General features: G+C 57.0%; 15 protein-coding genes. 8 read left to right on the top strand and 7 right to left on the bottom strand.

What is annotated here, in order from left to right; translation table 11 throughout:
* Positions 1–90 precede the first annotated feature (90 nt).
* From QGM61_RS01810 to QGM61_RS01800, 3 genes are all read left to right on the top strand, one after another.
* Positions 91–1,158 carry a helix-turn-helix domain-containing protein gene (locus QGM61_RS01810; protein WP_281131660.1) on the top strand — a complete coding sequence of 356 codons (1,068 nt, stop codon included), beginning with the start codon at positions 91–93 and terminating at the stop codon, positions 1,156–1,158.
* 81 nt (positions 1,159–1,239) lie between these two features.
* Entirely contained in the window at positions 1,240–2,493 is a 1,254-nt protein-coding gene (locus QGM61_RS01805) for a serine hydrolase domain-containing protein (protein ID WP_281131659.1), read from the top strand.
* Between the two features lie 144 nt (positions 2,494–2,637).
* Positions 2,638–3,474, top strand: a complete 837-nt coding sequence (locus QGM61_RS01800) for a haloacid dehalogenase type II (protein ID WP_281131658.1) — start codon at positions 2,638–2,640, stop codon at positions 3,472–3,474.
* A gap of 11 nt (positions 3,475–3,485) precedes the next feature.
* Here the strand turns inward: QGM61_RS01800 and QGM61_RS01795 are convergent, their stop codons facing one another.
* From QGM61_RS01795 to QGM61_RS01775, 5 genes are all read right to left on the bottom strand, one after another.
* A complete protein-coding gene (locus tag QGM61_RS01795; protein ID WP_281131657.1) occupies positions 3,486–4,436 on the bottom strand; it encodes an alpha/beta fold hydrolase in 951 nt (316 codons plus the stop codon).
* Between the two features lie 82 nt (positions 4,437–4,518).
* Positions 4,519–6,285, bottom strand: coding sequence for a redoxin domain-containing protein (locus tag QGM61_RS01790; RefSeq protein ID WP_281131656.1), 1,767 nt, complete (start codon positions 6,283–6,285; stop codon positions 4,519–4,521).
* Positions 6,286–6,485: 200 nt separating this feature from the next.
* Positions 6,486–7,673, bottom strand: coding sequence for a DUF1501 domain-containing protein (locus QGM61_RS01785; protein ID WP_281131655.1), 1,188 nt, complete (start codon positions 7,671–7,673; stop codon positions 6,486–6,488).
* A gap of 1 nt (position 7,674) precedes the next feature.
* The gene (locus tag QGM61_RS01780) at positions 7,675–9,081 is read right to left on the bottom strand and encodes a DUF1800 family protein (RefSeq protein WP_281131654.1); all 1,407 of its coding nucleotides are present in this window, start codon (positions 9,079–9,081) and stop codon (positions 7,675–7,677) included.
* Between the two features lie 104 nt (positions 9,082–9,185).
* Positions 9,186–9,776 (bottom strand): DUF998 domain-containing protein, encoded by a 591-nt coding sequence (locus QGM61_RS01775; protein WP_281131653.1) that lies wholly within the window; start codon positions 9,774–9,776, stop codon positions 9,186–9,188.
* Between the two features lie 93 nt (positions 9,777–9,869).
* Here QGM61_RS01775 and QGM61_RS01770 point away from each other — a divergent pair, with 93 nt between their 5' ends.
* Positions 9,870–11,111, top strand: a complete 1,242-nt coding sequence (locus QGM61_RS01770) for a M20 family metallopeptidase (RefSeq protein ID WP_281131652.1) — start codon at positions 9,870–9,872, stop codon at positions 11,109–11,111.
* Positions 11,112–11,118: 7 nt separating this feature from the next.
* Here QGM61_RS01770 and QGM61_RS01765 read toward each other — a convergent pair whose 3' ends face one another.
* Positions 11,119–11,292, bottom strand: coding sequence for a DUF6435 family protein (locus QGM61_RS01765; protein WP_281131651.1), 174 nt, complete (start codon positions 11,290–11,292; stop codon positions 11,119–11,121).
* A 211-nt stretch (positions 11,293–11,503) separates the two neighbouring features.
* Between QGM61_RS01765 and QGM61_RS01760 the strand changes: the two genes are divergently transcribed.
* The 3 genes from QGM61_RS01760 to QGM61_RS01750 are packed head-to-tail and all read left to right on the top strand — an operon-like array spanning position 11,504 to position 14,091.
* Entirely contained in the window at positions 11,504–12,904 is a 1,401-nt protein-coding gene (locus tag QGM61_RS01760; protein WP_281131650.1) for a M24 family metallopeptidase, read from the top strand.
* Positions 12,905–12,920: 16 nt separating this feature from the next.
* Positions 12,921–13,805: a putative RNA methyltransferase gene (locus tag QGM61_RS01755; protein ID WP_281131649.1), complete on the top strand. Its 885-nt coding sequence runs from the start codon at positions 12,921–12,923 to the stop codon at positions 13,803–13,805.
* A 7-nt stretch (positions 13,806–13,812) separates the two neighbouring features.
* The gene (locus QGM61_RS01750) at positions 13,813–14,091 is read left to right on the top strand and encodes a hypothetical protein (RefSeq protein ID WP_281131648.1); all 279 of its coding nucleotides are present in this window, start codon (positions 13,813–13,815) and stop codon (positions 14,089–14,091) included.
* Positions 14,092–14,732: 641 nt separating this feature from the next.
* On the opposite strand, the gene QGM61_RS01745 is transcribed toward QGM61_RS01750, so the two are convergent.
* On the bottom strand, positions 14,733–14,960 hold the full coding sequence (locus tag QGM61_RS01745) for a hypothetical protein (RefSeq protein ID WP_281131647.1): 228 nt from the start codon (positions 14,958–14,960) through the stop codon (positions 14,733–14,735).
* 253 nt (positions 14,961–15,213) lie between these two features.
* On the opposite strand from QGM61_RS01745, the gene QGM61_RS01740 reads away from it, so the two are divergent.
* Positions 15,214–16,134 (top strand): restriction endonuclease, encoded by a 921-nt coding sequence (locus QGM61_RS01740; RefSeq protein WP_281131646.1) that lies wholly within the window; start codon positions 15,214–15,216, stop codon positions 16,132–16,134.
* The last annotated feature ends 51 nt before the right edge of the window (positions 16,135–16,185 follow it).

Here is a 16,185-nt window from a genome sequence, read left to right as displayed (position 1 = left end):
CCGCGCCGCAGAAATTTAGCTATTATCCTGCCCCAGGCCAAATATAGCTGAGAACAGCCTGGAAACGCGAACCTCTGGTGCCGAGGCAGCATGATCACTATTAGCTTTGTCAGCCTTCTCGACCTGCTCATACGCACGATGGTGCTGGGGCAGTTGTTGCTGTTAGGTGGATTGTTGTGGCGTTCGCCGCCCTCTACCGTGAGACATCTTGTGTTTGCCGCGGGTGTCAGTGTGGCCGGGCTGCTTATGCTGACAGCGCCCATACCGGACGAACAGTACGGATTATTGCGTAATGTCCTGCTGATACTGACCGACGCTTTCGCCTTCATTTTCTGGTTACTGATTCGTTATTTGTTCGATGACGATTTTGCCCCCCGGCAATGGCCGCGTCCCATCAAACTGTTTCTCGGTCTGTTTGCTCTGATGTACTTCTATGCCCTGGGCGTGCGCGCTGGCGTCAGCCCCCTGCACGACCTGATTCATGCTGTGGGTCTGATACTGATTCTTCATTCGGCTTACGTTGCCTATCGCGGATTTGCCGACGACCTGCTGGATGAGCGCCGTCGCGCCAGAATCTTGGTGGTACTCGTCATCAGTCTTTACAGTACCGTGCTGGTGGGTTTTGAATTTGCTGATGAGCGTTATCGTAATGCTGCCTGGTTTGGTCTGATGAATGCCAGCGTTTTGCTGCTGGCCATATCGGTAGCAATTGGCCGGTTATTTCGTCTGCAATACGAGCCCGCCAGCAGAAAAACTCCTGCTGCGCCCACGGCCATTGCTGGCTCACCCATCGCGACGCTGTCAGCCGCCGACCGACAATTGTCGGAGGCACTGGATGACTTTATAGCCCGCAAGGGCTATCACCAGAATGCCCTGACAATTGGTGTAATGGCCCGTCAGCTTGACTGTCAGGAGCATCGGCTGCGACGACTGATCAATCAAACGCGCGGCTACCGGAATTTCAATAGTCTGCTAAACGATCTACGGGTAGCGGATGCAACAGACCGTCTATCTGACCCTGGCTGCGACCATCTGCCCATACTCAGTATCGCGCTGGATCTGGGCTACGACTCGGTCGGACCGTTCAATCGTGCATTCAAGGCAAAAACTGATCAGACACCTGGTGAATACAGGCGCTCTGTTCAGAATCGGCGCTAGATTTTTGAAATCGGCGAGCCAGCATCCCATGTGATGCCTAGACTCCGGGGCATTAATTCTGGTCTTCGGAGTCTGACTGTCATGATTGTTCGGAAAGTGCTTGCCTGTATTACTGCCATTGTTGTTGCCGTTGTGCTGTTCATTGCCGCGCCAGTGGTTGGTTTCTTCAGCGAGACCACGCCCTGGATGCGGAATCCCCTGGCGTGGCAAGCGGTGCCGGCCAGCAACACCTGCCAGTCGACACCCGTTGCACCGCAGTGGCAGCTAGCGGCGGACAAGGCATGCGAAATGCTGATTGCCCACCGGGCAAGTTTGCACGCACCGTCTTTATCGGCTGCCATCGCCATCGAGGGTGAGGTGGTCTGGCGAGCAGCCGTGGGCTGGGCCAATCTGGCCGACGAGCAAGCGGCCACTCCGGCCACACTGTATCGCATTGGATCAACGTCGAAACCTGTGACCGGTACTTTGCTGGCGCGCCTGGTCGACACTGGTGTCGTAGACCTTGATGAACCCATCGCGTCCTATGACGCCGCGCTGCCCAATGCTGAATGGGATGCCCTGACGCTGCGGCAACTGGCCTCACACATGGCTGGCCTGCCTGAGTACGGCACCAACAGAGATCTGCGTGGCCTGTACCACTCCATGGCCTTGCGACAGCATCACACCGACGTTCGGGAAGGTCTGGCGCTGTTCGATGGCAGTCCGCTGAGGTTCGCGCCAGGCAGTGACTTTGAATACTCCTCATTTGGTACGCATTTGATGGCAGCTGTTTTACAAAGCGCTGATGGGCAAGCGTTTCATGAATTGATCAGGCAACAGGTGCAGCAAGCTCTGGGTCTTTCATCGCCCGTGCCAGACCAGGAGTCACCGCAACGTGCCCGTTTTTATCAGCAGGATGGACAGTGTGTACAACTGTGGCGAGACGTTGATCTGAGCAGCAAGCTGCCAGGCGGCGGGTTCATGTCCACGCCGTCGGATCTGACGCTGATTGGCTCAGCCTGGCTGGATCCGACCTACATCAGCGAGGCGACACGCAAAGCATTCTGGACGCCGCAGGAATTGAACACGGGTGAGGTCAACCCGCAGTCCTACGCGCTCACCTGGCGCTGGAACAGTCGCGACCGCTATGCGCACCATGGTGGCGTGTCCAAGGGTTCGATGGCGTGGCTTGCCGTCTATCCGGATCAGGCGCTGACGATCGCGTTGACGATGAATACAACTATCCCGGACTTTGCAGATTTCTCTTCGGTACAGGGCGAGTTGGTCGAGCTGTTTAAGAAAGCAGCGATGAATGGGGCGGCGTCCGACCGCCAGTCCGGGTCTGCAGAGAATTAAGTGAGGTCACATCCCTGCGCAAAACCCCTTGTGCTGAGGTAAAGTGTAGATCTCACCCTCAGCACGTCGGGCTAGCGGGATGTCCAGAACGTTCACAAGAGTGAGCTGACAATAACAACAGGCAGGGATACTTCGGGGGAGCTCATGCAGAAATCCAGGTCCACGCAGCCATTCATCTCACGCCGCAAATTGCTCGGCTTGACGGCCTCCGCAGTGGTGATATCTGCCACAGGTCTTTCCATTTCAAAACGAGCGCTGGCACAGCTTCCTGAGCTGGCAGATGTACAGGCACTGGTCTTTGACGTGTTTGGCACGGTGGCAGACTGGCGGGGCACCATCATTCAGGAAGGCAATCAGCTAAACGCCCGCAAGGGTTACGAAGTCGACTGGGGCGAGTTTGCCGATCGCTGGCGCAGTGGCTACGGCCCGGCGATGAATCAGGTGCGCAGCGGTGAACTGCCGTGGACCAAGCTGGATGATCTGCACCGCATGGTGCTGGATGAGCTGATCGTGGAGTTTGGGCTGACCGATATGAGCGAGTCAGAGATACAGCATCTGAATCGCGTCTGGCATCGTCTCACGCCCTGGCCTGATGCCATCGCAGGTTTAACACGACTGCGTGAGAAGTACACCATCGCGCCATTGTCCAACGGCAACGTATCCCTGCTGCTGAACATGGCAAAAAATGCCGGACTGCCCTTTGATACCATTCTGTCGGCTGAGTTGTCCCGTCACTACAAACCCGATCCGGAAGCCTATCTCAAGGCGGCGGAGCTGTTCAGCCTGCGACCGGAGCAGGTCATGCTGGTGGCTGCCCATCCCAGTGACCTGCGGGGGGCGGCCAGGGCCGGACTGCGGACCGCCTATGTTCACCGCCCCATGGAGCGTGGGCCGGAACGACCCACGATTGCGCCGGCGAGGGATGAGTTTGATCTGTTTGCAGACGACTTTATCGATCTGGCCGAACAGCTGGGTGCTTAACGAGAGCAGCTTTACTGCTGACGTGCGCCCAGCCACCAGCGCAGCGTCTCTGTCACCATCTCTGCAGCGTCCTGCTGCACAAAATGCCCGGCATTGGGTACTGCCACAATCGTGGTGTCGGCATCGTTCCAGTCCCAGGTATTGTTCAGCCCGTCGGAATGCAGCGCGGTGTCATCCAGGCCATGCATGACCAGTAGCGGAACGTCCAACTGCGGTACCTCGGGTGAGGGTGGTGGTGCTGTCTCCGCCAGTGGCGGCAGCGGCGGATAGTTACGCTTGTAATAGGCCAGCATGGCATCAAAGTCGGACTGGCCAAACGCCTCGATATAACGCTCACGCGCCGTGGGATCCTGCACCCAGCCGGCCAGTGTCTGTGGCATCATCGGCATGCCAAAAAAGATGTCGGGATCGGACGGACTGCCAGCCTGAAAGCGCTGCGCGTAGTTGCTGTTGGCGCGCTGCTCTTCGTTGATGGTCAACTCACGCAGCATGCCGTTCGGATGCGGCAGATTCATCACCACCAGCCGGTCGACCATCTGCGGATAGGCAAAAGCGAAATTCCAGGCCACCATGCCGCCCCAGTCATGCCCCACAATGACAGCGCTGTCTTCCCCAAAGCTGCGAATCACGGCAGCGACATCAGAGGTCAGCAGTGTCATGTCGTAGTTCTCGTCACCCTCAGGGGAGTCGCTGAGGTTGTATCCGCGCTGGTCAATCGCAACCACCTGATAATCATCCTGCAGGCCTTCCATCTGATGTCGCCAGCTGTACCAGAAATCCGGGAAGCCGTGGATCATCACCACCAGCGGTCCTTCGCCGACCGTAGCGTAATGAATGCGCACGCCGTTGTTGTCGGCGTAACCGTGAGTGGCCGTGTCCCAGACGTCGGCGTGCAGGTGTGATGTTGCGGACAGGGTTGCGGCGAGTAAAAAAGCAGAGGAAAGGCGGGCGATCAGGGTCATGACGGGCCTCCGTAGTGAAAAAAGCGCAGCCCGTGAATCAGGCTGCGCCTCTCATTTTTCGAAGTCAGTTGGCACTGACCTTTCAGTTAGAGCTTACTTCCGGATTGGCTTTAACTTCTTTCCAGTAAACCTGACCAAAGAACATCTCGTCCCAGCTCTGCTGGCCCCATGGCACCACACGTGATGGGTCGGGGTTGGCCTTGTTCTGTTCTGAGTTGTCGAAGGCGCCAGTGACTACGACACGAGTGCCGGCTGGTACAAACTTCGGCTCAACCAACTGGTATTCCATCTGCCAGTTGTAGTTGTACTGGGCGATGTTCAGCAGGCGTTCCACGCTGCCATCCGGGTAGTGAGCATCAAACACCATGCGCTTGCCACGGAAATGCATGTGCGGCGTAAAGGCCATGATTTCTGCATCGGTGGTGATCAGCACCTCAGCAGTCTGCTCGAAGTCCGGATCGTAGGCTGGAATGTCAGTCCAGGTTGGTGTGAAGATACAGGCACAGTCACCCAGTCGACGCTCGGTGGGGATCTGATCATCCGGGTAGAACCAGATGCCGATTTCACTGGCATCCACGGTTTCTTTACCGGTTGTTGTGTAGTGCAGGTTCAGCGCCAGTTGCGTGCCAGCACGCAGCAGTCCGCCGGTGTTGGGTTCTTCCACGTGCGGATCCGCACCCGGGATGTAAGGCGTAATGTAGGCCTGGTCGGGGTTGCTGAAGCGGGTGATCAGACCCTGCGACGGACGCTCGCCCGGCACAATAAAGGCATTCAGTGTGTGGTGCAGTACGGTTCTGTCACCAGGGACATACTGGCTGGCACGGACCCAGCGATCGCGTGTGTGACCTTCCAGTGGCACAACCACGTCAATGTAATCCAGCACGCCGGTGGCAGGTATCTGCTGTGGTGGCACCTTGACGATCAGGTCCGGCTCACCAAAGGCCCACTTCTCCTGCGACCAGGTCAGCTCGGCCAACGGATCCGAATCGCCATCCTTGACGGAACCGGCGGCGATCCACTGGATCACTTTCTGCTGCTCTTCCGGCGTCAGCGTGTAGTGGTTGCGGAAGTTGCCGATGTGCGGATCAATCTGACCTGGCGGCATGCGCTTGGTCATCAGCACTTCGCGGATCATCGGTGACCAGCCCTGTGCCATGGTGTGGCTGTTCAGGGCAAACGGTGCAATGCCACCCTCTCGGTGACAGCTGGCGCAGTTTTCAGCCAGAATCGGTGCAACATCCTCACTGTAGGACACACCTGACTGTGCCAACTGGTCAAGCGAACGGTAACTGACCGGGGTGCCCTGGGTCGCGACCATCGCATTGGGAACAGCTTCATCCGCTACCACGGCAGCCAGTGCCTCGGCCAGTGGTGCATCGGCCGGGCCACGGTAAATCACCTGGAAAGTCCTGGGATCGTAAACAAAGGCCTCGCCGGTTTTATCAACGCCCATGGCTTTGGCGATGATCTGCGCATCATCTATCAGCACGGGAATATCGATGCCCAGGCGCTCGGCATCTGCCTTGACGGTAGCGCGCGGCTCACCCAGCGGGTTGATCATCATGAAGACGATGCCCTGGTTGGCGTACTGCTGCTTCAGCGCGTTAAACGATGCCAGCGAGGCCTCGGTGGCAGAGTCGCCACTTGCTTGCACCAGGAATGCGATCGCCTTGTTGTTGTCGTACCAGGCCATGTGGTGAAACAGGCCGTCCTGATCCAGCAGGGCGAAGTCGCCGACGCGATCCTGAGCCATGGCGGAAGCCGCGCTCAGTGAAAACGCCAATGCGGCAGCGCCGACAAATACGGCCTTTCTGCCCCCGGATATCATACCCTTCAGTAAATTATTCATATTATTCTCCGGCATCAAAGCCAGTACAGACCGTAAAGATCAGCACAGATTCTCATTAATAGGTTCGGGGCACGATTGATGATGGACTGCATCAGCGTTAATGAACTCATTCATGTTTGAGCCCGTCAACGCTGACTTTAGCATTAAATTCAGGAACAAAAAGTAGTTATCTGCAAAAAGTGACTTTTGGCAGGTGCCTGTCAACCTCTCTGGAAGCCTGTAGTCGACAGTCCCGGAAATACGACTTCACGTAATAGCTGTGCGTCATAAGCCATATGCGAATGCAGGACTTCAGCCATGAGCTGGCGCAGATCATTGGTCGGCTGCAGATCCCGGCCATCACGCAGACTGCTCTCGCCCAGGCCCGGCCAGGGTCCGGTAACAGCGCTGCCCGAGCTGAATTTGCTGACACTGCCGCCCGCCAGAAACGCCACGCTCGCTGTGCCGTGATCGGTGCCCAGCGACCCGTTGACGCGAACCGTTCTGCCAAACTCTGTCATAACCACCACAACCGTATTCTGCCAGGTGCTGCCCAGCCCGAGCTTTAGCTGTGCCAGGCTGGCATCGAGCTCGGCAAACTTGCGTGGCAGCGTGCCCTGTTCAGTACCCTGGTTGGCGTGGGTGTCCCAGCCATCGTTTTCCAGCACAACAATATTGGGACCATTGACGGCATTTAAAAAACTGGCTGCGGCGTCAACCAGTGCCGGAAATCCGGTAAGGCTTGCTTCGCTGTCCATATCGGTGCCAACAATCTCGCGCGCATTCAGGGCTTCCAAAAGTCTTGGCCCCAGAAAACTGTCCATGTCGTAGAGTTTTTGCAGGCGACTCAGTGTATCGCCATTCATCGCTGGCAATGTGGGTGGAGACCAGGACCCGACACTGGCCTCGCCGCGCAGAATCAAGGGAACTGCCTGCCCCAATGCCATGGCCTGCTGCTGGGTCTGTAATTGCAGGGCCCGGTTCAGCCAGCCGGACGGATTGGGCATGGCAATATCCAGGCCGCTTTCCAGCACGTTCTGGCCGTCAAAGTGGGAGCGCTCGCGGTAGGCGCTTGCCACGGCGTGCACGATGCCCAGCTCACCCGACTGCTGCAGTTTGAATGATTCTGTGAAAGCCGGGTGCAGCGCAAAATAGTTGTCCAGTTTAAGCAGGCTGCTGTCTTCTGGAATCAGGGCGCCACGATAGCCTGCCAGTAATGGATCGCCGTAAGGGATCACGGCAGACAGACCATCCATAGCGCCGCGCAGAATAATCACGGCCAGTTTGTTGTTGCCGGAGATTCCGGTGCTGGCCCAGCTCAATCCGGGAATGCTACCGGCACCTGCCAGCAATGCCGCAGACTTGAGGAACTGGCGACGATTCAGCGAATGTTTTTGATGTTTGGACATGTCAGGCTCTCCACTGAAATTGAGGGCTGGCCAGCAAAAGTGTCAGCGCCTGCGTGCGGCTTTCCGAACGTCGCACCGCCGTCTGTAAGTCAGAGTCTTCAGGCAGGATCAACGGCGCGATATCGCGGGCATCAAAGTCGGGGCCCACCGCGCCACCTACCATGTTGATAAACTCAATGCGTTTCAGCAGCGCATCGGGGCCGCCCCAGTGCTCGGCCTGTTCCGGCCAGCCAGCGGGAGAGGGGGCGGTAAACGGCGTCTGATTAAAACTGCTCAGCGCCTCGTTGATGATCTGCAGGACCTCATCCGTCAGCGGTACGCCAGGAAGGGCGCGCGTGGTGGACACTACAAAATCCTCGGCCGTCTTGAGTTTTTTCATGGCCGGATCCCAGGCCTCGTCCAGCTCCACCAGCGCTGTATGCAGGCTGGGCAGATCACCCTGCGTTTGCGCAAACACCTGCGCCAGCTTTTCCACCGCCGAAGCCGGTGGCTGGTCAGCAACAAAATGGCGAGCCAGTTTGCCGGCAATAAAGTAGGCAGTAGACGGGTGCCTGGCCAGGTCGCGCAGTGCGCTGATGCCCTGTTGTACACCGGTATTGAAATAGGATTTGCCCAGTAGCTGCTGGGTGCCCGGTTCATGCAGTACCGGGTAGAATACAAAGCTGCCAGGTGTCGCCTGCGGGTTGGGCAGGTTACCGTTTCGGGTTGGGACGTTCACGGTCCAGCCGGTCAGGATGCGGGCCAGTGCAATTACATCGTCCTGTGTGTAGCCGCCATCCACGCCCAGCGTATGCAGTTCCAGTGTCTCCCGTGCATAGTTCTCATTCAGGCCCAGCCCATTACGCTGCTGGGCTGCCGTGGAGTTGGGCCCAATGGAGGTGATGTTGTCCAGGTAGGTCAGCATCACCGGATGGGTCGCCACACTGATCAACATGTCTTCAAAACGGCCATTCATATTGGCGCGGATGGCTTCGTTTTCGTAAGCCAGGCCAGCGTAGAGCGTTGTGGGTTTGTTGACGCCCAGGGAGATACTGAAATGATTGGACCAGAAGCGCACCAGGCGTTCAGTAAACGGCGTGTCAGATTCAATCGCGACGGCCAGTCGCTGATTGGCCTGCTCACGATAGAAGGCGGCATTGCGTTCGCGAATCTCCCGAAACTGCTGCACTTCATTGGGGCTCACGCGGCCGTCCTGCTGAATCATCTGCCGTGCGCGATAATCGTCGTAAGCCATCTGAATCAGCCTGGCCGAGGGTTCCATGCCTTGATACCGGGGCGGCAGTCGGTCAGCCAGGGGCAACTGGGCCAGCAGCCAGCCGCGTGGATCCGAATCAATCTCTGTCAGCTCACCGGGCTGAATTCCCAGACCAAACTTGTTGGCGGCAATAAAGGATGAGTAAAGGGCCATGGTCGTATGTTGCTCTTATTGTGAGAGTCTTAAACCAGTATACGCAGGGCCGATTATTTTCCGTCGCACTTCAAGAAAAATATTTTGAGCAGAAACTGGTCGGGTCAACGCGGGCGGGGTGGCATATGCCAGGCATAAACGAGCAGCCACAGACTGTTCACAAGAATCTCTGACTTCTGTGCAAGAGCCGTGGTGCCAATGTTGTAGTCGGTTTCCCCGTTCCAGACCAGTACCACAAAGGTGGAGCTGCTTAGCAGGGCCATGAGCAGGGTAAACCTCCCTAGCGCATCGCTGCGGTGCAGGAACACCCGCAGCCACAGGAATATCGGGAACAGGCCCAGTTGCATGGCCGCCCCAAGGTTGTGCGGAAACCGGATGGTGTAGGGGTAAAAAGCCACCAGGGTCACGCCGAAGGCTGCCATAACGAGCAGGAAAACGCTCAGCAGGTCGCCGGCGGACTGGCGCAGCTCATACAAACGCAAGGCAATCAGTAATTGTGCCAGAGCAATGGCGTAGAAGCCGCTGACCAGCAACCAGCCAGCGGGGCCAACCGCATAGATGCTCAGGTTGCGTTCCCACAAAACCAGATCGGGTCGCAGCGTATGGATAAACACCGCAGTGATGCAGAACCACATCACCAGGGCAAAGGTGAGCCTGCGATAAAGGATGTCGGAAAAACGTGTTGTTTCAGTCATGGTGCCCATCGGGTGTCGTTGCTATTATTCCTGCTCACTCAAATAGTAAACGCCAGGCTGTTGCCAAGCCATAGCCAATGGAGAGCCCCCATCATGATCCAATTGCCGTCCGCCTGTCTGTTGCTTGCCATGGTGTTGCCACTGTCACTGCAGGCGCAGCCACGTTCGCTGGAGGAGGCGCTGGCCGACTCCACTGTGCAGCAAGGGCTGGCGCAGATAGAGCAGACGGCTGATCTGTCGGCTCAACAGTTGGTCCGCATTGGCGGCATCATTTCGCCCTCGGGCCAGGAGCATGAGCGAGCAGCAGCCGTTGCCGACTTGATGCGCGAGATCGGATTGAGTGATGTCTCAGTCTCAGACGCGCCAAATGTCACAGGCCGCATTCCGGGCCGTTCCGGTCAGGCGCTGGTGTTTGTTTCCACGCTGGATGATCTGGCTACCGTCGCCGAACACCAGCGCGCCGCCGATGGCCCACCCGTGATTGACGGTGATCGTGTGGTAGGGCCGGGTACCAATACCTCGCTGACCACCATTGCCATGCTGTCTGCCGCGCGAGCCCTGCTGGAGCAGGGTGTCACGCCGGAACACGACCTGGTATTCGCCTCGGTTGCCCAGGAAGAAACCGGGCTGGTGGGCATGAAGGCCCTGTACGAAGCTTATCGCGATCAGGCGGTGGGGTTTGTGGATATTCTGGGCGAGGGCAACAGTATCAGCTATGGCGCCCTCGGGATTCACTGGTGGCGCGTGCATGCCGAAGGTCCGGCTGGCCATACGCTCAATGGCGGTCTGCCCAACGTCAATCAGGGCATAGGTCGCGCTGTTGACCGCATCCTGCAGATTCGCGATCCACAGCTTTACGATGACCGGCGTACCCGCCTGAACGTGGCCATGCTCAACAGTGGCGCCGTGTTTAATCACAAACCGGAAACTGGCTGGTTCTCACTCGATATCCGCTCGCTGGATCCCGAGCGCATCAACTCCATGGAAGCGCAGGTGCGTCAGATTCTGGCTGATGTCACCGATGAGCTGGGTATTGAGTTTCGCATGGAGCCGTTCTCCATGATGCCGCCTGGCCAGATTGAGGGGGCTCGCGACAGCGCCCTGGTGCAGACCTCGCTGGCCATCTCCGAGTACCTGGGCTCCACACCCAATCTGTCCGACGCCGGTTCTGCCAACCTTAATGTCGCCATTGCCGGTGGCACGCTGGCGATTGGCATTGCCAGTGAGCGTGGCGGTCAGCGCGGCTTTGCCGACGAGTGGGCCAGTATTGAGGTCATGCAGCGTACGGCCAAGAACATATTCCTGACAGCAGTGACGGTGGGCGGGGCTGGTTAATGTGTGCTCAGGAGGTTTTGTTCAGGTTTTCCAGCTTGGCATAAATCGCCTCCGCCTCTTCCTGCAGGGCGGAGTAGCCGCGGATATCTCCATTGCGCTGTGCCTTCATGGCCTCGGACAGCTTGTCTTCATAGGCTTTCTGCAGTTTCTTCTGGGGATCGGCTTTAAACAGCTTGAACATATCAGGTTCCTGGCGGGGTCTGGCCGCAATGGGTCGATGGGTGTTGAGTTAGCATGTCATCGTTGTAGTAGATTACGGCTGAAACGTCGGGGCAGATGACACATGCCAGCTCCAGCGGCCGTGCGGCGTCTGGCGACTGCAATGCATCTGGACAAGCACGGCCACTGTCGATACCTTTGCTTACATTCCGTAATTCCGACTGGACTGTCCCATGAAGCCTACTTTCTCGTTTGCCTCCTTGCCGATCGCTGCACTGCTGCTCACCACCGCATTTAGCGCGCTACCCCTCACTCAGGCTCACGCTCAGCCTCCCGTTCAGGTGCCTGCGTCCGCACCTGCCCATGTACATCCGCTGCCCACCCTGCGTGAGCAGGCGACTGAACAGCAGGCCTGGCTGGAAGCGCGCATGGACCGTGTATTGCCTGCGCTGATGCGTGAGTACGATGTCGACATGTGGATACTGTCGATGCGCGAGTACGCCGAGGACCCTGTGTTCTGGTCCATCACCTCGCCGACCACTTTCGCTGCGCGCCGTCGTTCCATCTATGTGATGACCCTGCAGCCTGATGGCAGTGTCGAACGACTCGCCCTTGGTGGCTCCAGTCAGGGTGGTGTATTCGAAGCATTTCGCTCCACCCGCCCGGCGCCGACACAGGATACCGGCGAGCTGGTGGGCAATGAACAGTGGCGGCTGCTGCGCGAACTGATCGAAGACCGTAACCCCGACAATATTGCCCTGAATATCGATGCCGAGTGGGCCTTCTCCGACGGTCTGCATGCCGGTGAGCGCGAAGCACTTGAAGAGGCACTTGGCCCCTATGTGGATCGCGTTGTGCGCGAACCGCGTCTGGCCATGAACTATATCGCCCTGCGTATTCCCGAGATGATGCCGCGCTACCGCAAGATCATGGAGACGGTGCACTCGGTCATTTCAGAGGCCTTTTCCAATGCCGTGATCACGCCCGGCGAAACCACCACTGAAGATGTCATCTGGTGGATGCGTCAGCGCGTGCAGGAGCTGGGTTATCAGGTCTGGTTTCAGCCCTCGGTGGATGTCTCGCGTCAGGGTGATGGTCGCATCAGCGGCAATACCGTCATCCAGCCCGGTGACCTGCTGTGGACTGACTTTGGTGTGGTCGCCATGAACCTGCACACCGACACCCAGCATCTGGGTTATGTATTAAAGCCGGGTGAGACCGAAGCACCCGCCGGTCTGCAGGCCTGTCTGGACGATTCCAACCGCATGCAGGAACTGCTGCTGGAAGAAATGGAACCCGGCCGAAGCGGCAACGACATTCTCGCCTCCACTCTGTCGCGCATGGCTGCCGAAGGCATCACCGGTACCGTCTACACCCACCCGATTGGTGACCACGGCCATGGCGCCGGCCCGCTGATCGGACGCTGGGACGCCCAGGAAGGGGTGCCCATCAGAGGTGATGCAGTCTTGCTGCCATCAACCTGGCATTCGATTGAGCTGCAGGCCACGCGCGCCATTCCAGAATGGGGCGGTGAGCTGGCCAACTGCCGTCAGGAAGAAGGGGCGTATCTGGATGAGAACGGTGAGCGGCATTGGGTGTTCCGACGTCAGGATGCATTTCATCTGGTGTGGTGACAGGCGCGGGTAAACGATGGCTGTAACACCCTTTACACAACTCGCCTGCCCACTGGATGGCGAGCCACTGCAGCGAGACAGTAACACATGGCGCTGTCCACAGGGGCACAGCTTTGATGTAGCAAAACAGGGTTACGTCAATCTGCTGCCGGTGCAAAACAAACGCTCACGCGATCCGGGCGACAGCAAAGCCATGATGGTCGCCCGCCAGGAATTTCTGGCTGCCGGTTTTTATCAGCCGATTGCCGATGCCGTGGCTGATGCAGTGCTGAACGGTGCTGATTCGTCTGCCGCGTTGAGCTGCCTGGATGCCGGTTGTGGCGAAGGCTATTACCTGCGTCAGTTGGCAGCTCAAAGCGGGGCTGCTCATGGTAGTGCTAGTCAGGTATTGAATCTGCTGGGGCTGGACATCTCCAAGTGGGCCGTGCAGGCTGCTGCCCGCCAGGACAAACAGGTGTCCTGGGTGGTCGGCAACAATGCCAATCTGCCCGTTTTGCCAGGCACGCTCGATCGAGTGTTATGCATGTTTGGTTTCCCGGTGTATCCAGAGTTTCTGCGAGTGCTCAAACCAGGCGGCAAGCTGTTGATGGTAGATGCTGGCGCTGACCACCTACGGGAGCTGCGCGAGATCATCTACCCCACCCTTAAACCCGCCCGTCCCCCGCAGGCTCAGCCACCAGCAGGGTTTGTAGAGGAAGAGTTGCAACAGCTAAGGTTTTCAGTGCATCTGCCTGATACGCAGCAGATCCAGAACCTGCTGATCATGACACCCCATCTCTATCGCGCCAGCGCAGAAGGGCGGGCCAGGGCAGAACAACTAACAGAGCTGACGGTCACCGTGGATGTGCGACTGAGCACACTGGTAAAAATGCGCCGCGATGCCGAACCGAATCAACAATGAGGACAATATGAGAGAGAAACTGAGAGCCATCTTTGCCCCCGTACTGGCCGTGTTTGAAAAAGGCGAACCCGCCGTCAGCTATCGCCCCTCGCACCGCAAGATACTGCTGGCACTGGGCACACTGTTCCTGCTACTGGGCGCGGTGTCCGCCTACCTTGCGTTTAACTCCGGACAACTGGCCTCGCTGATACCGGCGCTGATTTTCGGGGCGGTGAGCCTGGTGAGTGTCGTGGTGGCGACGTTGGGGAATGATACGGCTGTGGCGCGGATTTGGGGGTTGAAGTAAGGGGGATAACATTCTTCATCAATTTCTCTGTATTCGAATTTTAATCGCCCGACTAGACGCGATAATCGAAATTAGAAAAAATAAAGTCACAGGCGGCATGACACTGAATGGCAAGTACCATCCTTCGCCCCAAGGTGCGCTCAGAAATACTGTTAGCAAGCTCAAACCAGAAATCGCATAGAATCGATAGAACCTGGACGAATACTCGGACTGAAAATTGACATCGGAAAGCGCGAATGTCGTCACACCTTGTCGCAGCACTAAGGTGCTGATCCATACTAGAAAAACCGGGACAGAAATCAGAGCAGCTAAGAGGCTCACCGTATCGAATGTGAGAGGGGCAAGGTAGATCTTGCTGATAAGACCATATCCACAAGCAGGAATCGCAAGTCCGACTTGAGCAATATACGAATACTGATATATCCGCATTAGCGTCCGCAGTTTCTCAGGCCCAAACTCGTGTGCGGGTAGCGCTCGAAACTGATTCGTTGACGCAGAGTCAGCTAAACCGTTCAGGTAGTACGTCTCTCCGTTTTGGTAGATCGCCATGCCAGGGTTGTCCCTCGTTGATTAGGTTAGCTAATTAATGGAGGTGTGGCGGTAGCCTTGAACAGCCACCGCCGTGCTCATAGTTAAATTACCTACGAAGCATCCGCTGTCGACAACGTCATCAGGGCACCACCACCGGCAACCAATACCGCGCCGCTTGCCGCTAAGCCGAAGCCGACAACCGCACCGGCTCCAAGAAACGGCACAGCGGCTGCTGTAATCGCACCGCCTACCGCATATCCAAGTCCCTTCATAAAGGTACTGCCATCAAAGTCACCGCCTGAGACGGCGGACACTTCAGCTTCTGTCAGTTCACGCATTTCACACCTCCATTGTGCTTTAGAAATCATGGTGTTACATATCAGCATCGCGAAAAATCTAACGGAGCTGATATTTAGGTTATAGGTGTTGGTTAAAGATTTTGCCAATTCGGAGCGACTTCAATCTAATGAAGACGATATCTATTCAAAGTAGATAGTGTCAGGCTCAACTTGGCGAGATGTATCTGTCCTGATCAGGGTGGTTTGCTGTACTATTCTCTGCACAACAAGGAGATAGCAGCGGGAACTATAGGTGACCATACCCGATTTTCAAACAACCATGCGACCAGTTCTCGAGGTCGTCAAAGACGGCGAAGCATATCCATTGTCATCTGTGCTCAGGCGAGTCGCAGATGCATTTAACCTCACTGACGCAGAGCGTCGAGAATTGCTACCCTCAGGCCGCCAAACTGTCATTAACAACCGGGTTGGCTGGGCGCGCACCTACTTGAACAAAGCTGGACTATTAGTTATCCCGGAACGTGGGATGGTGCAAATCACTGATCGAGGGCTCGAGGCGCTCGCTAACGGCCCTGAGCGCTTTACCATCAGATGGCTCAAACAATTTCCCGAATTCGAGCGGTTCCACACTCACCGCCCAGAGGTTTCCACAACCGCTAGCGTCGTGGAAAACAATGATTCAGATAGCGCAACTACGCCAGACGAGCAGCTTGAATCCGCCTACCAGTCACTAAAAGAGAGCCTGGCTGATGATTTACTCGCTCAAGTTCGGGCAGGATCACCCAGCTTCTTTGAGCAAGTGGTCGTCGATTTAATGCTGGCCATGGGCTATGGCGGCTCACGCAAAGGCGCTGGGCAGGCCACGCAATCAACGAATGACGACGGAATCGATGGCTTTATCAACGAAGACAAACTCGGTTTGGATGTGATTTATCTGCAAGCCAAGCGGTGGACTCAGACCGTTCACCGTCCGGAGATCGACAAATTCATTGGTGCGCTCACACGCCAGAGGGCGAAGAAGGGTGTCTTTATAACCACTTCAGACTTCTCTGCTGGGGCTCGTGACGCGGCAACGGGCTTGGATATGCGGGTTGTGTTGATTGATGGTCGCGAGCTAGCGCAGTTGATGATTCAGCATAACCTGGGTGTAAGTACCCGCGAGGTCTATGAGGTTAAGCAGATCGATAGTGACTACTTCAATGAAGTCTCTTGATGCCCGTCCGAATCGATTCTCTGACGCAGGTTTGAATTAGCAAAGGTCAGG

Origin of the sequence: Pseudohongiella sp. SYSU M77423 (assembly GCF_029911965.1) — a bacterium.
In the GTDB taxonomy this organism is placed as follows: Bacteria; Pseudomonadota; Gammaproteobacteria; order Pseudomonadales; family Pseudohongiellaceae; genus Pseudohongiella.
The sequence above is the reverse complement of the archived record's forward strand: the minus strand, read 5'-3'. Positions and strand labels throughout refer to the sequence as shown.

What these genes read in the sequence shown, in the direction of transcription:
- QGM61_RS01810 (WP_281131660.1), top strand. Translation starts at nt 91, where the DNA reads ATGATCACTATTAGCTTTGTCAGCCTTCTCGACCTGCTCATACGCACG.
- QGM61_RS01805 (WP_281131659.1), top strand. Translation starts at nt 1,240, where the DNA reads ATGATTGTTCGGAAAGTGCTTGCCTGTATTACTGCCATTGTTGTTGCC.
- QGM61_RS01800 (WP_281131658.1), top strand. Translation starts at nt 2,638, where the DNA reads ATGCAGAAATCCAGGTCCACGCAGCCATTCATCTCACGCCGCAAATTG.
- QGM61_RS01795 (WP_281131657.1), bottom strand. Translation starts at nt 4,436, where the DNA reads ATGACCCTGATCGCCCGCCTTTCCTCTGCTTTTTTACTCGCCGCAACC.
- QGM61_RS01790 (WP_281131656.1), bottom strand. Translation starts at nt 6,285, where the DNA reads ATGAATAATTTACTGAAGGGTATGATATCCGGGGGCAGAAAGGCCGTA.
- QGM61_RS01785 (WP_281131655.1), bottom strand. Translation starts at nt 7,673, where the DNA reads ATGTCCAAACATCAAAAACATTCGCTGAATCGTCGCCAGTTCCTCAAG.
- QGM61_RS01780 (WP_281131654.1), bottom strand. Translation starts at nt 9,081, where the DNA reads ATGGCCCTTTACTCATCCTTTATTGCCGCCAACAAGTTTGGTCTGGGA.
- QGM61_RS01775 (WP_281131653.1), bottom strand. Translation starts at nt 9,776, where the DNA reads ATGACTGAAACAACACGTTTTTCCGACATCCTTTATCGCAGGCTCACC.
- QGM61_RS01770 (WP_281131652.1), top strand. Translation starts at nt 9,870, where the DNA reads ATGATCCAATTGCCGTCCGCCTGTCTGTTGCTTGCCATGGTGTTGCCA.
- QGM61_RS01765 (WP_281131651.1), bottom strand. Translation starts at nt 11,292, where the DNA reads ATGTTCAAGCTGTTTAAAGCCGATCCCCAGAAGAAACTGCAGAAAGCC.
- QGM61_RS01760 (WP_281131650.1), top strand. Translation starts at nt 11,504, where the DNA reads ATGAAGCCTACTTTCTCGTTTGCCTCCTTGCCGATCGCTGCACTGCTG.
- QGM61_RS01755 (WP_281131649.1), top strand. Translation starts at nt 12,921, where the DNA reads ATGGCTGTAACACCCTTTACACAACTCGCCTGCCCACTGGATGGCGAG.
- QGM61_RS01750 (WP_281131648.1), top strand. Translation starts at nt 13,813, where the DNA reads ATGAGAGAGAAACTGAGAGCCATCTTTGCCCCCGTACTGGCCGTGTTT.
- QGM61_RS01745 (WP_281131647.1), bottom strand. Translation starts at nt 14,960, where the DNA reads ATGCGTGAACTGACAGAAGCTGAAGTGTCCGCCGTCTCAGGCGGTGAC.